Origin of the sequence: Yoonia sp., assembly GCF_014859355.1 — a bacterium.
In the GTDB taxonomy this organism is placed as follows: domain Bacteria; phylum Pseudomonadota; class Alphaproteobacteria; order Rhodobacterales; family Rhodobacteraceae; genus Yoonia.
On sequence record NZ_JACUUJ010000053.1, the window covers coordinates 1 to 14020 of the forward strand.

A 14020-nucleotide genomic window follows, 5' to 3' on the forward strand; every position below is an offset into this window, starting at 1 on the left:
CCCAAACGCCTCTGATCAATACGGCACAGCCACGGCCTTCGGCGGATGCTTACGAACAAACCTTTGACACCGCAGATCATCGCGCTTTTCTGGCCCGCAGGACGGTGATGACAATATCCAGACAGGCCAGCACCTGCGCGTCACAGGCCGCCGGGCGCGGGGCAACCCCCTGCCCCATGGCCGCCGCCATCAGCGTGCCATCGCCAAAATCAGGGTGCCGCCGCCGCAGCCGTTTGCGATAGCGGTCGGCGCTGTCAGCGCGCGCCAATAGATCGGCCATTGCGGCGCGGCGTTGCGCGGGCGGCACCTGTAATAGATGCCGCATCGCACATTCGATATCAGCCAGTTGCACGGCGCGCATCAGCCTTGCAGCACCAATGCGCTGAACGGCCCCGCGCCAAAGCGGGCCGAGACCTGCGCCACCGCCAATCGGTAGGGCGCGCCGCCGGTGTCAGCGGCAATTTCGGCGGCGTCATAGGTCCACCCGGGCGCGCCCAGCGCCACCTCGCGCCGGATCATGCCGTTCTGGATGATGCGCAGCAGATAGCTTTCGCTATCTTCGCCCAGCGGGATATCGCCCGCCGCCCAGATGTCGCCGTCGATCCGGCTGCACCTGATCCAGCTGACATCGCGCCCCGCGGGCGTAGCGCGCGCACGCAGATGTGCCACCGGATAGGGCCGCAAGCCGTTGCCCTGAAACGCCCGCACCGCATGGCGGAAACTGGCATCACCCAGCGGGCGTTTGGCCGGCCCATAGCGATAGTGGCGTTCTAGCCCGCGCGCCGCCGTTGGCAGGGTGATCTGCGCTGGCACGCCGTCCAGTGCAACGATGCGCGACCCCGCAGGCCAGACAGCGGGCACAATGCCCCGGCTGCCCGCCTGCCCGCGCAGCATATGGCCCAGCGCAAATTCACGCGGGCCGACGGGCACCGCATCACGGGCCTGAAACACCTCCCACATATCGGGGGTGCCGTCACCGATGGCGAATGTATTGGCCCCCGCCAGCAGCGCCTGCATCGTCACGGTGCCCAGCGCGCCATCAACCAGCCGCACGCGCAAGCCCGCCTGCCTGTCCCAGATACCAAAGCGACCGCGTGGCAGGTCGGTCGTGGTCACACCAAGGGTGGCGCTGTCGGTGATCACCTCTTGCAAGGTATAGCCGCTGTCCTGCGGCGCGGAATACAGCGCGATACTGCCCGCCCAAGGCCGCGCGGCGGCGGCAACATGGGGCGCATGCGGGATTTCGTCGCCGGTCAGCAGCGGCAGGTCCATGAACAGCATGTCCACCGGCACCGGCCCGACATAGGGCGCCAGCACCGGCGTATCGCCTGCATTGGTCTGCGGGCGATAGACCTCGGCGTCAATGCGCGTGGCCTCGGCCAGCCGCAACCCGGATTCGTCGATCCGGTCGATCCGGTATAGCGCGCGGTGGTCATCTGTTACGATCTGCACCACATCGCCCGCGCCCACCGCAAGCTGCGACGGCGGCAGGGCAAATGCGGCAGTGTCACGCGCGATTCGCGCCTCGGCAATCCAGCGTGTCACGATGCCTTGCCCTTCGGCGCGGGTCAGGGCGATGGGCAGGTCGGTGCGGGTGGTGCCGATGCTGACCTCGTCAGGGTGAATCGCCTCTGCCGCGACAGCCGCGTAATCGGCATCGGCGTCGATATGGGCCAGTTGCACCCGCCCCGCGATTTCCGCCGCCGCCGCACGGGTCAGGCCCAGCGCCCGATCCTTTTCGGGGTCCAGCGCCAATTGATCGGAGCCGATCACATGATCCACCCACCCCTTGCGGTTGAGAAACACCAGCACACCGTCGCGTTCAACCGCATCCACGCCAAAGGCCAGCATCAGCGGCTGCAGCGCAGCGCGCCCGGTGCCGGTGTGGTCCACACTATAGCCGCGCACGATGCCGTGCAGGCCCGACACGTCATAACGTGTCACCCCCGCGCGGTCGCAGATTTCAGCCACGACCGAGGCCAGCGTGCGGTGCGTCGCCCGCCCATTCAGCCAGTGCCCGCGCGCATAATTGCCGCCATCCGTCCACAGGCTGCGATTGCCGGGAAAGAACGGATAGGGCCGCGCATCCCAGGCCCAGACATGCATCCGGCCGGTATCCAGCATCGGCGCGCCATAAACAGGTGACACCGGGTTATTGACAGGATCAGCGAAATGCCGATGCACGGCCTTGATATATTGCATCTGCATCAGGTCATCGCGGTTGCCGTTGGAATAATGCGGCAGCTGCGATTCCGATGATTTGGGATCAAGAAACTTGTTGGGCTGGTTCGCGCCCTTGTCGATGGCCGCACAGCCGAATTCGGTGAACCAGAAGGGTTTGGAGTGCGGCACCCATGCGGTGGGCGTGGCCTGCCGGACCCCGCCGATCCGGTTGTGATGCGGATGCGCCCACCAACCGGCAAGGTCTTTATACCGCCAGACCCAGGGTTCGCCGTCCCCATCGGTAATGGGGGTGCGAATTTGGGCATCGCGCGCCTCGGGGGAATGGTAATACCAGTCATAGCCTTCGCCCCCCGCGACATTGCCCGACAGGTAATCAAGGTCATAAAGACTGCCCGCGCCCGCATCGGCATGGGTTTCGCCATCGCGCCAGTCGGCCAGCGGCATGTAATTGTCGATGCCGATAAAGTCGATGTTGGGATCGGCCCACAGCGCATCAAGGTGAAAGACTTTATCGCCGGTGCCGCTGGGTTGATAGCCGTGGTATTCTGACCAGTCGGCGGCATAGCTGATCTTGCAATCCGGCCCAAGGATGCCGCGCACGTCTGCCGCCAGTTGCACAAGCGCGGCGACAGCGGGAAAGCTGCCCGCGGCCCCGCGCACCTGCGTCAGCCCGCGCATTTCCGACCCGATGCAAAACGCGGTCACACCACCGGCGGCCGCACACAGATGCGCGTAATGCAGGATGAACCGCCGATAGCCCCAGTCGGCATGGCCGGTATAGGTAACAGTTGTGCCGTTGACGGTGAAATCGCCGGGGGCGGCTTGGCCCATAAAGGCTGCAACCTCAGCCGCCGCTGTCGTGGTGCCATCGGGCGTGCCATCCAGCCCCGGCGCAAGGGCCGTGGTGATGCGCCCCCGCCACGGCAGCGCGGGCTGGCCCGTCTGGCCTGTCCAGGGGTCGGGCAAGCTGTTACCTGCCAGTTGATCCATCAGGATGAAAGGGTAGAACACCGCATCCAGGCCGCGCCTGCGCATGTCGGCAATCACCTGCACCACCGCCGCATCGGCGGGCGTGCCGCCATAGACAGGGGCACCGTCCTGATAGGGAATGCGCGCCGCGTCTGCGCGCCCCACGCCTGACACGCGCCACGGCATGTCGGTTGCATCCACGTCGTTTTGTTCGACCTTGGGGCGGATGCTGCAATGCCCGCAGCGCAGGTCGTCGCCAAACCACGACACCACCAGCACGACAGACCGGCAGGCGGGCAGTTCATCCTGCAAGGCATTCAGCGACACCGTCAGGTCGGTGCCGCCCATCGGCGTGTTGGTATTGACGGCCACCTGTTCGCCATAGCTGGGTTCCAGCGTGACAGGCGTGGTGGCAAGGCTGTATTCGCCCGTGCCGGGGATCAGGGCGACACCTGTCACCAGATCGGTCAGCCCCGCAATATCGGCAGGCTGGCCCATGGGCGCGGGGCGCATCACCTCGAACGTGAATTGCGGCACGCGGTTGCCGAATTGCGCCAGCGGCAGATCCTCGAACACCACATAGACGGTGCCGCGATAGGCGGGGGTGTTGTCCAGCCCTTCGATGGCTGCGATCTTGGGGTCGGGCGACTGGTCTGCCGTGCCAGTGTAGACGCGCATGTTCAGATCATCGGGTGACACCTCGGCCCCATCCGCCCAGATCCTGCCTACGCGCGAAATCGGCCCTTCGCACAGCGCCACGGCAAGGCTGACGCCATAGCTGTAGGTGGTGGTGGCCGCCGGGGGCGTGCCTTTGCCGCCGCCGGTGGTCTTGCGCGCCTCACTGAACCGGCTGGCCCAGATCACCTGCCCCGCGATCCGCATCCGGCCATGCACCTGCGCGATATCTGCGCCTTCGCTGGCCCCCATCACGCGAAAGCGGTCGATGCGGCCAACCTCGACCGCTTCGCTGCCCGCACCCAGCAACTGCTGGTCGATCCGCTGTCCGATGGCGGCACCAGCCGCCCGACCGATCACCGCCGCCGACAGCCCAAGAACAGACCCGCCGACAGCCCCACCAAGGGCCATACCCGCCGCAGAAAGAACGATTGTCGCCATGAGAGATTACCTTTTGGAAAACGCAAAGCACGCCGCGATGCGGCGCTGCCATGGGGCCGACAGCGGGCTTTCGACCACGCCGTGCCCCGTATATGCATGAATGAAAGTCGGGGCCGCGCCGCAGTGTGCTGCGATCCCCAGATGTTTCGCCACGGCCCCGGCCCGCATGCGGAACACGATGATCTGCCCCGGTGTGATGTCCGCCAGCGACACGCGGCACAGATGCCGCGATGCGGCGCGCAACAGCACCTCGTCGCCCTGTGGTTCGGACCAGTCAGGGGTGTAGACGGGCACCTGTTCCGGCTCTGCGCCCAGCACCTCGCGCCAAACGCCGCGCACAAGGCCAAGGCAGTCGCACCCCACCCCCCTGACCGACGCCTGATGCAGATAGGGCGTGCCGATCCAGCCGCGGGCGGCGCGGGCGAAATCCGCGCTCATGCGCTGCGGCTTTCGCCGGTGTTTTGCCCGCCGGATCGTGGCACCGCCATCAGCCAGTCTTCGCCCGGGATATGGGGAAAGCCCTGAAAATTGACCAGATTGGCAAATTTTTCCGCACAGGTCGCGGCCCGCCGGTCACAGCCTGCAACCAGCCGCAGTTGATCGCCTGTGGCCACCGCCGCCGGAATCGGCTGCCACAGCGTCATGTTTCGCCCGCCACCGACGATCCTGTCATGCTTTATGACTTCGCGCAGGCCCGCCGCAGGGCCTGTCAGCACCTCTAAAAAACCGCCTTCGAACCAGCGGTCGTTGAAACCTTGGAAAGCGCCGAACGCGAACTGCTGCGCATCCGTGATTTCCTCAGCCGCAAGCGTGACCGCAAACGCCGGATCGGACAGATCGACCCTGCAGCGCGCATCGCCCAGAACGGCGCTGCAAGTCGTCAGATAGGCCCGCCCCTGCGGTTGGTTCAACGGTTCGGTCAGCCCGCGCAGATCGGCCTGAAAGCCACCTGACGCGCGGGTGATTTCACCGATTGTACCGACGAACCGCACCTGCCGCGCGGCAGGATCATCCCATTGCACCAGCCATGTCGTCACCGCGGCCCCGTCATAGCGGCCTGCGTTGATGTCGGCCTCGGTGATGGCCGTCGCCGACAGCGCGCCGATGGCTTCGGAATTGTTCACCGACAGCCCCGTGGTGCTGGCCAGCGCCCGCGCGCTTAGCCCGGTTTCGGGCTGAAAGGTGATCCCGTCAAATGCAAGTGGCCGGTCATGGTCGGTAAAGCCCAGCACAACACCGTCACGGCGCGTGACCGCCCAGCAATGGCACACATGGGTGGCACCTGTTGCCAGATGCGCCTGCAATGCGGCGGTCATAGCCGGATCTCCACGATGGGGATATTCGGGGCCTCGCCCGCCTGAAAGCTGGATATGGATGTCATGATCGCATCGGTGTCGAACCGCACCGGCACGTCGAATGTATAGCCTGCGCGGACCTCGGCCCCCGTATCTGGCGGATGGGAAAAGCTGATCAGCCCGGTGGTGTGATCCACGGTGTAATCCACACCGTCCTGCATCACATCGCCCCCCACAGCGATGCGCACGGACCCCGCGACAGGTTTCGTGATCGGGCGGATAGAACTGTGGTCACCCGACCGATAGGTTTTTGTCAGGGGCATGACCTGCGTCACCTCATCGCCGATGGCGATCAGCTGATCCAGCGCCGATACCTCTTGCGACGGGGGGCAGGATTTGTAATCGCTCCAATCCTTCCAGCGAAAGCCGGTCAACTGGCCCTGCCGCGCCTCAAAAAACGCGATGACGGTTTCCAGATCATCCAGCGACCGCATCCCCAGCCCCGCGTCATAGCGGCGGCGGGCGTGCGCCCATGGCGTGTTGCGTTCCTCGAACCCGTTGGCCAGCGTGACGATCTCGGTCCGTCGTTCTGGCCCGCCGATTGCGCCAAAGCTGAGCGATGTGGGAAATCTGATGTCGTGAAATGCCATTGTCCGGCCCCCCTTAGCGGTTGCGTTGGCTGCGGCCCAGCGCGCGGGCGACCTGCGTGGCGATCTGACCCTGACTGCGCTGGAACCCCTGCACGTCAGGCGTCGTGATGTGCATGTTGACCGTCACCGCCCCGCCGCCTTGCCCGCGCACACCCAGCCGCCCGTCAGCGCCACGCGCCAGCGGCATGATCGCCTCTGGCCCCGCCTCGCCCATCAGACCGGTGCCGCCGCGCATCGGAAATGTCGTGGGGCCGCCGACAACACCACCCTTGGCAAAGGGCATCACGCGCCCTTGGGAAAACGGCGCGCCATCGGCATAGGGCATCAGGCTGGACACGGCCGCGTTCAGGCCATTCGCCAGCATTCCGCCCATTTGGTTGGTGATCGGGTTGATCGCCGCAGCATAGGCGGTATCGATCATCGACTGCGCCAGACCGCCCAGCGCATCAGACAGTTTCACACCGTCCAGCAGCACCCCGTCAAACGCCCGCCGCAGCCCGCGTGAAAAGCCGCGTTCCAGATTGCCCAGATCGCGGGTTGTTTCCCCTAACGTGCCCTGCATCCCGCGCAACTGCGCATCAAAGGCCACGGTCATCGCTGCCGTATCGCCCAGCGTGCGTTCCAGCGCGCTGATGTCGCTGTCCAGCGCATCCAGCTTGTCCAAATCATCCATCATTCATCGTCCTTTGGTATGTCGGGAAAGGCGCGCAGAAGGTCATCGAACCGCGCGCGCCGCATCGGCTGTGCCGTCTGGCCACCCCCCAGCATCAGTTGCAGTTCAGCCGGTGTCAGCGCCCAGAAATCGCGTGGATGCAGGCGTAACCCGTGCAGCCCCGCGCGCAGCAGCCCCGGCCAGTCCATGCCCGTCATGCCGGCGGCTCGAACGCGCGCGCCAGCAGCGTGGCGGCCAGTTTCGCCGCCCCCACAGGCCCGTCCGCGATGTCGGCGGCGACCAGATCGGATGATTGCCCGGTCCAGCCACCACCACGCAAGCCCGCCACGATCACCGCCATCACATCGCGGCCCGAAAAGGCGCCGCCTTCGAAACGGCGGATCAGGTCGATCAGGGTGCCGGTGCCCAATGCCGCCTCAAGTTCTGCCAGCGCGCCCAGCGTCAGCTTGCACAGATGCACCTGCCCGTCGATCACGACCGCCACCTCGCCTGCCCAGGGGTTCGCCATCAGATCAGCGCCGTAAAGGTCAGCGCCCCGGCGGATGCCAGCGACATATCGTATGTCGCCTCGCCATCATAATTGCCGGCATAGTCGATGGACGTGATCTGGAACGGGCCCTGCACGGTGCCGAAATCGGGGATGATGACCTGAAAGTCGGGGGTTTGACCGTCAAAGAAGATCTGCCGCGCACGTTCATCGGTCGCGGCATCCTTGAACACGCCCGACCCGGAAATCGAGGCGGTTTTCACGCCTGCACCTCCCAACAACTCGCGCCAGCCGCCCGTGCTGTCCAGACTGGTCACATCGACGCTGTCCGCGTTCAGGCTGATGCGCGTAGCCCGCAGGCCCGCCGCGGTTTCGAATAATCCGTTGCCTGTCATGTCGATCTTGACCAACAGGTCTTTGCCGTTCTGGGCTGTCATTGCGACTTCTCCTTTGGGTTAAACGTCATCCGCGACACGGGCGCGGAACATCAGGTTGATCTGGCGCACATCACCGATGCCGACCCGGGCGGCCTTGGCCTTGGTGAAATTCAGCGACACCAGCGTGCCGCGCGTCAGCACCAGCCGCGCATCGACCAACGTATCAGAAACAGCCGCCGCCACGAGCTTGGCGCTGGAAAATCCCGCCGCCTCGGTCACGACGCTGACGGTGAAATCATGCAACGCACCGCGGCCTGTCTTGTCGGATGCATCGCGCACCTCTTCGGTGCCCAGCACGATGTAAAGCGCAGGCAAGGTGCCACCGGGCAGCGCGTCATAGATCGCCGCACCAACCAGCGCGGTCACGCCGGGATCGTTGGAAAGGGTTTGAAAAACAGCCGCTTGCAACGCGGCGCTGATGCCATAGCTCATGATGCGGTTTCCTCGGTTGCAAAGCAGGTCAGATAGCGGGCGCGACTGTCACGTTCGGCCACCGCCGTGATCTGGAACAGCCGGTCGCCATCGCGAAACCGCTGGCCCGCAACAGGCCGCGAAGCCGCGCCGTGGGGTGCAGCACGCACGGTGATACGGTAAGGCACACGCGACACCGTTGTCGCGAAATCCGCCGCCGCGCGCCCCGTGCCTGCCGTGACCTCGGCCCACAGCACGCCGCGCACCTGCCAGTCGCGGATATAGCCCCCCGCGCCATCACCGGCCCGCAAGGGGGCCTCTAAAACCAGCGGGCGGTTCAGGTGCGGCACGGTCATCGCTGCCCCCCCATGAACAGGCGCACCGTGCGGTGGCGGTCGATCAGGGCGGCAACACCAAAGGGCATCGCAGGCGCGCCCTGGCTGACATCATGGCGGTATTCATAGAAATGCGCCGCCAGCAGCATCACCGCCTGCGCCAGATCGGCTGGCAGATCGTCCCATTCGGGGCCATACCCCGCCAACAACCCGATCTGCACCGCGCCATGCAGCGGCACCGCAGGCAGACAGGCCCCCGTTGTCGCCAGACCGGGGCGCTGGTTGTCGGGGTCCAGCACCCAGCCTGCCGGATCGACAAGGGTTTCACCCCCGTCACGATCCAGCAGCGTCACGCCGATGATGGCGCTGACGGGGGCAACAGGCAGTGGCTGGCGGCGGTTGTCGCGCCATTTCGTCAGGGTCCATTCAAATTCCCGCGCGATCAGGATCTTGCCAGTGCGCGCCTCGATCGCGGCCATGGCAGCGCGCAGATAGCTGTGCAGCACGGGGTCTTGCAGGCTGTCATCGGCAAACCCCGAACCAAGGCGCATGTGGTCTTTCAATTGTGCGACCGGAAGCGCCGATAGCGGCACGGTGGTCTTTTCGATTAACATCATGGAATTGCTCCGAAAATCACTGGATTATTGGCGAATTTGCCAATGATCCCGGGCACGCGCCCCCGCATCGCTCGGACGGAAGGGAGCAGCTAGACAACGCGGCGGTGCGCGCCCGGGCCGTCAGGACCGCCCCGGTTGGAACGGCCCCCATCACGCCAGCGCCTTAGCTGGTCGCGAATTTCAGCAGCTTGATCGCAGCAAAGTCGCTGACCGCACCGCCGACGCGCTTGGTGGCGTAGAACAGCACATGCGGCTTGGCCGAAAACGGATCGCGCAGCACGCGCAGGTCGGGGCGTTCGGCCACGGTGTAGCCTGCACCAAAGTCACCGAATGCAATCGCGGTTGCATCCACGGCAATATCGGGCATGTCTTCAGCGATCAGCACGGGGTATCCCATCAGGCGCGCAGGTTCACCGGCGGCCAGACCGTCGGACCAAAGGAAACGGCCATCGTTGTCTTTCAGCTTGCGGATGGTGCCTGCGGTTTTCGAATTCATCACGAATGTGCCATTGGCGCGGTATTCCGCCCCCAACGCATAGACCAGATCGACAATCGCATCGCCGCCCTGGATACCGCCTGCCATGCCGCTGGGCACAGTGCCGATGTTGCCCCATTCCCAGATTTCGTTTTCCACGGTGGGATAGGTCAGGAGGCCCCGGGGCTTGTCGATGCCGTCGCCGTTGACGAACGCCCCCGCCTCGGAACGGGCGAATTTATCAGCGATACGGCCCGCCAGCCAGGCTTCGATGTCGAACGCGCTGTCATCCAGCAGCCGCTGCGATGCCTTGGGCAGGGCCGACAATTCATGCAGCGGAATGCTGATGCGGTCGATCTGCGGTGTCGCGGTTTCAGTCACGCCGCTGGTTTCCGTGGCCCAGCCTGCGCCCATTTCGGTGTGATCGACCAGCACATCATAAGATGTGGCATCGACAGTCACCACATTGGAAATCGCGCGGATGGATGCAGTGGACGACAGCGTGCCCTTGATCGTATCCGCCGTTTGCGGGTCCACCAGATAGCCGCCATCGGCGGCAACAGATGTGCCCATCGCCTTGCCGTCCAGATCCAGACCGCGCAGGCCATCGTCATCGCCCGACCGCAAATAGGCGGCAAAGGCTTTTTGATGCGGCGCGTCCTGTGTCGCGGCAGCCGCCAATGGCGCGCGGGCAGTCATCATCGTCTTGCGGTCCAGCTTGTTCATCCGGTTGTCCTGTTCTTGAAGTTTGGCATTCACGCCGTTGGAAAAATGTTTGAAATCGTGCATGAAACCGGCAATTGCCGTTTTCAGCTCCTCGGCTGGGGGCAAATCTCCCCCGGTCCGAGAATCGCTCTCGGTCTTGCTCATTGCTCAATCCTTTGATCGTGGGTTGTCGCGGGGTCAGGCCCGCGCCATCATTTGGCGCGCATCCTGAAATGCGGCCGCCAGGTCACGCATGATGGCGGCAGCAGGGTCATCGCCCTTGGCCGCCACCCGCGCATCGGGAAGCATGGGGAATGTCACCAGCGACACCTCCCACAGTTCCAGTTCCGACAAAAGGCGACCGCCCTTGTCATCCTTGCGGGCCCTGACCGTGCGATACCCGATCGACAGCCCGTCAATCGCCCCCGCCCCGATCAGCGACGCCGCCTCGCGACCCCGCGCCACATCAGTCAGCAGACGCCCCTTGACCCACAGACCGCGCGCATCCTCACGCACCTCGTCCCAGACGCCGATGGGTTGCGCCGGGTCATGCTGCCACAGCATCCTGATCTTGCGGCCCTTGGCCAGTGACGCGGCATAGGCGCCTGTTTCAACCGTGTCGCCGCCCTGATCGGATTTGCCGAACAGTGACGCATACCCCGAAATCACCGTGCCGTCGGTGACGGTCACATCGCCGCCCAAGGGGCAGAATTTATGTTCCAAACTCATAGGTGGTCCCCGCTTAATGCTTTCACAATTTCGAAAATCAGCAGGCCCGCGCAGCCGCAAACGATCAGCCAGATCTGCCATTCCAGCCGCGACACCATGAATTCGATCCGGCCCAGCCGCACATCGACCTGCGCAAACCAGAAATCCGACACCGGCGGCGGCGCATCCTTGCGCGGCTGGCCTTTCAGATCGACGATCTTACTGTCCATCGCCAACCTCCAGCGCGGGCAGGCCCAGCAGGCTGCGTTTTTCCGCATCGGTCAGAAAAGCCGCATCGCTGACGCGCCGCCACTGCGCATCGCGTTCCACCGACAGCGCCGGGATCTGGTCCAGATCGGGGCGCAGCTCGATCCGTTCGCCGGAAAAATCCGACAACCAGTCGGCAATCACGGATGTCACGCGCGTCGCCAGCGGCAGCACCGTGTGGCGATAGAACGCGCGGTTCGCTTCCTGATAATTGGCATAGGTCGCATCACCGGGAATTCCCAGCAGCATCGGCGGCACGCCAAAGGCAATCGCGATTTCGCGCGCGGCGGCTTCTTTCGTTTTCTGGAATTCCATGTCAGAGGGCGAAAACCCCATCGGTTTCCAATCAAGCCCGCCTTCCAACAGCATCGGCCGGCCAGCGTTGCGCGCGCCCTGATGCTGGGTTTCCATCTCGCTTAGCAGCCGGTCATACTGATCCGCCGTCAGCGACGCCTGCCCGTCTGCACCGCGATACACAATTGCCCCCGATGGGCGTGCGGCATTATCCAGCAGCGCCTTGGACCAGCGCGAGGCCGCATTATGCACGTCAATCGCGCTGGCCGCCGCCTGTAGCGCGGAAAACCCGTAATGGTCATCCTGGGGGTGAAAGCTTTTGATATGGCAAATCGGGCTGACGCCATCGGCCACGCTGAAACGATGCTTGCGCCCATTGACATTGTATTCATACCCCGCAGGCCAGCCATCCGGCCCCGGCACAACCGACATCCGGTCGGACCGCAGCACATGCATTTCCGCGGGCAGCGCATCGGTCGCCACCGCCTCCAGATAGCCGTTGCCGGTCAGCAGCACCTGCCCGTAAAGCGCCTCCAGCAATTCGGCACGGCCCTGCGCGGCATTGGGCCGTGCGATCAGCGCCTGCACCGGGTGGGTGTCATAACGGCGCTGCGCATCTTGCACGACCAGCGGCATCGCCGCCGCCGCCTCTGCGATCATCTTGACGGCGCGGTATCCGATCGGGTTGCCGGTGAACCCCGCACGGGTCAGTGATACGACATCGCGCGGGCTCCACGCCACGCGACCGGCACCTTGCATCGCCAGCACGCGCCCCGTGGCCGAGGCTTTGACCTCGACCTGCGGGGCATCCGGCTTGGCGCGGGTGAAAAATTCAAACATACAGAACTCCTTGGTGCCGGTTCGGTGGCACGACTTGCTGTCAACGAAAAACAATTTGCCTGACAAAGGTTGCGAAACTGACAGGGGGGCGCACGCACCCCCCTGCAACACCCCTAAAGCCCGCGAATGCTAGGGTTGTGCCATTTCGCAGCGGGTTCGATCATCAGATCATGCAGCGCCCAGACCAGCGCATCGACACGGTCGGGCGACCCGCGCCCGGCGAAACCCGCGGTCGTCATCTGGCACATCTGATCCTCCAGCGCGCCAAGCCCGCGGGCGTGTGTCACCCGCCCCTGTTCATAGAGCGCCGCCACAGGTTCAGCCCGCGCCACCTTGCCCCGCGACGCATGCACCGACCGATAGGATACCAAAGGGTCGATCTGGCGGATCACCGCCTCGACCATGTCACCGCCCTGGTTGACCTCGGCCACCAGCCGGTCGGCACCGTGGCGCTGCATCACTGCAATCGCGGCGCGCGCCCAATCGGTCGGGCGGGCGGCTGCAATGCTGGCATCCTCCAGCACATGGGCGCGCCAGTTCTGCACCGGCCCATCCATCGCAACCCCCGCCACGACAATCCCGCAGGCATCCGATCCCGCATGCGACGACCCTGGCGGATCAATCGCCACGACAACACGGGTCAGATCCGGCGGGTCATCGACCTGACAGGCGATCAACTGATCCACCCCCCACAGTGCGCCATCCACATCCGCCAGCAGCGCGCCGTCGATTTCCTGCCGCCCCAACGACGTGCCGCCATAGCGCGCCGTGACTTCGGCCAGAAAACTGGCCGCCAGATTGGCGCGGTTAGCCTGTGTGGGCGCATGGGTCATCACCGTGCTGTCGCGGTCCAGCAAATCGCGCAGCAGGCTGATGCGGCGCGGCGTTGTCGTGACACAAACGCGCGGGCTGTCGCCCAGCCGCAACCCGAATTGCAGCATGTCCCATGTATCATCGGCCTTGCGCCATTTCGCCAATTCGTCCACCCAGGCCGCGTCAAACTGTGGGCCGCGCAGGCTTTCGGGGTCGTGGGCGGAAAACAGTTGCGCCTGCGCCCCGTTGGGCCAGATCAGCATCCGTCGCCCCGGCACCCATGCGGGGCGCTGGCTGGGCGGGCTGACCGCCATGATGCCGCTGTCACCAAACACCATGACCTCGCGCGCCTGATCCAGCGTTTCGGCCACCAGCGCCACCCGCCGCGCCGCACCCGGCAACAGCCGCTGCCGCCCTTCGACCATGGCGCGCACCCATTCGGCGCCGGCGCGGGTTTTCCCCGCACCGCGCCCACCCAGAATGACCCAGGTGCGCCAATCGCCGTCGGGGGGCAGTTGATGCGGCAAGGCCCAGAATTCAAACAGATAGGGCAAGGCGGCAAGCTGCGCATCACTCAGCCCCGCCAGAAAGCTGTCCTGCAGCTTGAGCGGCGCGGATGCGATCCAGCTGGCCCCGGATGTCAGCGCGAATTGCGTCGATGTCGCGTGTTTCGGCGCCGCCGATGGCATCTTGTTGGGCATGAAACGCCTCCTCTGCCGCAAGCACCTTGAGGTGCGCGGATTG

General features: G+C 64.9%; 17 protein-coding genes. All 17 read right to left on the reverse strand.

Annotated features, from left to right (window positions below; all coding sequences use genetic code 11):
- Positions 1-76: 76 nt before the first annotated feature.
- Positions 77-361, reverse strand: a complete 285-nt coding sequence (locus IBX59_RS13670; protein ID WP_296376508.1) for a hypothetical protein — start codon at positions 359-361, stop codon at positions 77-79.
- Positions 361-4269, reverse strand: coding sequence for a glycoside hydrolase TIM-barrel-like domain-containing protein (locus IBX59_RS13675; protein ID WP_296376510.1), 3909 nt, complete (start codon positions 4267-4269; stop codon positions 361-363). The genes IBX59_RS13670 and IBX59_RS13675 overlap by 1 nt, the downstream gene beginning before the upstream one ends.
- Before the next feature lie 6 nt (positions 4270-4275).
- On the reverse strand, positions 4276-4707 hold the full coding sequence (locus IBX59_RS13680) for an NlpC/P60 family protein (RefSeq protein ID WP_296376513.1): 432 nt from the start codon (positions 4705-4707) through the stop codon (positions 4276-4278).
- The gene (locus IBX59_RS13685; protein ID WP_296376514.1) at positions 4704-5585 is read right to left on the reverse strand and encodes a DUF2163 domain-containing protein; all 882 of its coding nucleotides are present in this window, start codon (positions 5583-5585) and stop codon (positions 4704-4706) included. Before IBX59_RS13685 ends, IBX59_RS13680 begins: the two co-directional genes overlap by 4 nt.
- Positions 5582-6214, reverse strand: coding sequence for a DUF2460 domain-containing protein (locus tag IBX59_RS13690; RefSeq protein ID WP_296376516.1), 633 nt, complete (start codon positions 6212-6214; stop codon positions 5582-5584). Before IBX59_RS13690 ends, IBX59_RS13685 begins: the two co-directional genes overlap by 4 nt.
- A 13-nt stretch (positions 6215-6227) precedes the next feature.
- Positions 6228-6887 carry a phage tail tape measure protein gene (locus IBX59_RS13695; RefSeq protein WP_296376540.1) on the reverse strand — a complete coding sequence of 220 codons (660 nt, stop codon included), beginning with the start codon at positions 6885-6887 and terminating at the stop codon, positions 6228-6230.
- On the reverse strand, positions 6887-7084 hold the full coding sequence (locus IBX59_RS13700) for a rcc01693 family protein (RefSeq protein WP_296376518.1): 198 nt from the start codon (positions 7082-7084) through the stop codon (positions 6887-6889). Before IBX59_RS13700 ends, IBX59_RS13695 begins: the two co-directional genes overlap by 1 nt.
- A complete protein-coding gene (locus IBX59_RS13705) occupies positions 7081-7395 on the reverse strand; it encodes a gene transfer agent family protein (RefSeq protein ID WP_296376520.1) in 315 nt (104 codons plus the stop codon). The genes IBX59_RS13700 and IBX59_RS13705 overlap by 4 nt, the downstream gene beginning before the upstream one ends.
- Positions 7395-7811: a phage major tail protein, TP901-1 family gene (locus tag IBX59_RS13710; RefSeq protein WP_296376522.1), complete on the reverse strand. Its 417-nt coding sequence runs from the start codon at positions 7809-7811 to the stop codon at positions 7395-7397. The genes IBX59_RS13705 and IBX59_RS13710 overlap by 1 nt, the downstream gene beginning before the upstream one ends.
- A gap of 18 nt (positions 7812-7829) precedes the next feature.
- Positions 7830-8243, reverse strand: coding sequence for a DUF3168 domain-containing protein (locus tag IBX59_RS13715; protein WP_296376524.1), 414 nt, complete (start codon positions 8241-8243; stop codon positions 7830-7832).
- Positions 8240-8578 carry a head-tail adaptor protein gene (locus IBX59_RS13720; protein ID WP_296376527.1) on the reverse strand — a complete coding sequence of 113 codons (339 nt, stop codon included), beginning with the start codon at positions 8576-8578 and terminating at the stop codon, positions 8240-8242. The genes IBX59_RS13715 and IBX59_RS13720 overlap by 4 nt, the downstream gene beginning before the upstream one ends.
- Positions 8575-9174, reverse strand: a complete 600-nt coding sequence (locus IBX59_RS13725; protein WP_296376529.1) for a head-tail connector protein — start codon at positions 9172-9174, stop codon at positions 8575-8577. The genes IBX59_RS13720 and IBX59_RS13725 overlap by 4 nt, the downstream gene beginning before the upstream one ends.
- Before the next feature lie 163 nt (positions 9175-9337).
- Positions 9338-10519 (reverse strand): phage major capsid protein, encoded by a 1182-nt coding sequence (locus IBX59_RS13730; protein WP_296376531.1) that lies wholly within the window; start codon positions 10517-10519, stop codon positions 9338-9340.
- 33 nt (positions 10520-10552) lie between these two features.
- The gene (locus tag IBX59_RS13735; RefSeq protein WP_296376533.1) at positions 10553-11083 is read right to left on the reverse strand and encodes an HK97 family phage prohead protease; all 531 of its coding nucleotides are present in this window, start codon (positions 11081-11083) and stop codon (positions 10553-10555) included.
- The gene (locus IBX59_RS13740) at positions 11080-11292 is read right to left on the reverse strand and encodes a hypothetical protein (RefSeq protein ID WP_296376535.1); all 213 of its coding nucleotides are present in this window, start codon (positions 11290-11292) and stop codon (positions 11080-11082) included. The genes IBX59_RS13735 and IBX59_RS13740 overlap by 4 nt, the downstream gene beginning before the upstream one ends.
- Positions 11282-12463: a phage portal protein gene (locus tag IBX59_RS13745; RefSeq protein ID WP_296376537.1), complete on the reverse strand. Its 1182-nt coding sequence runs from the start codon at positions 12461-12463 to the stop codon at positions 11282-11284. The genes IBX59_RS13740 and IBX59_RS13745 overlap by 11 nt, the downstream gene beginning before the upstream one ends.
- A gap of 113 nt (positions 12464-12576) precedes the next feature.
- Complete coding sequence (locus IBX59_RS13750) at positions 12577-13977, reverse strand: terminase family protein (RefSeq protein WP_296376539.1); 1401 nt, start codon at positions 13975-13977, stop codon at positions 12577-12579.
- Positions 13978-14020: the final 43 nt, after the last annotated feature.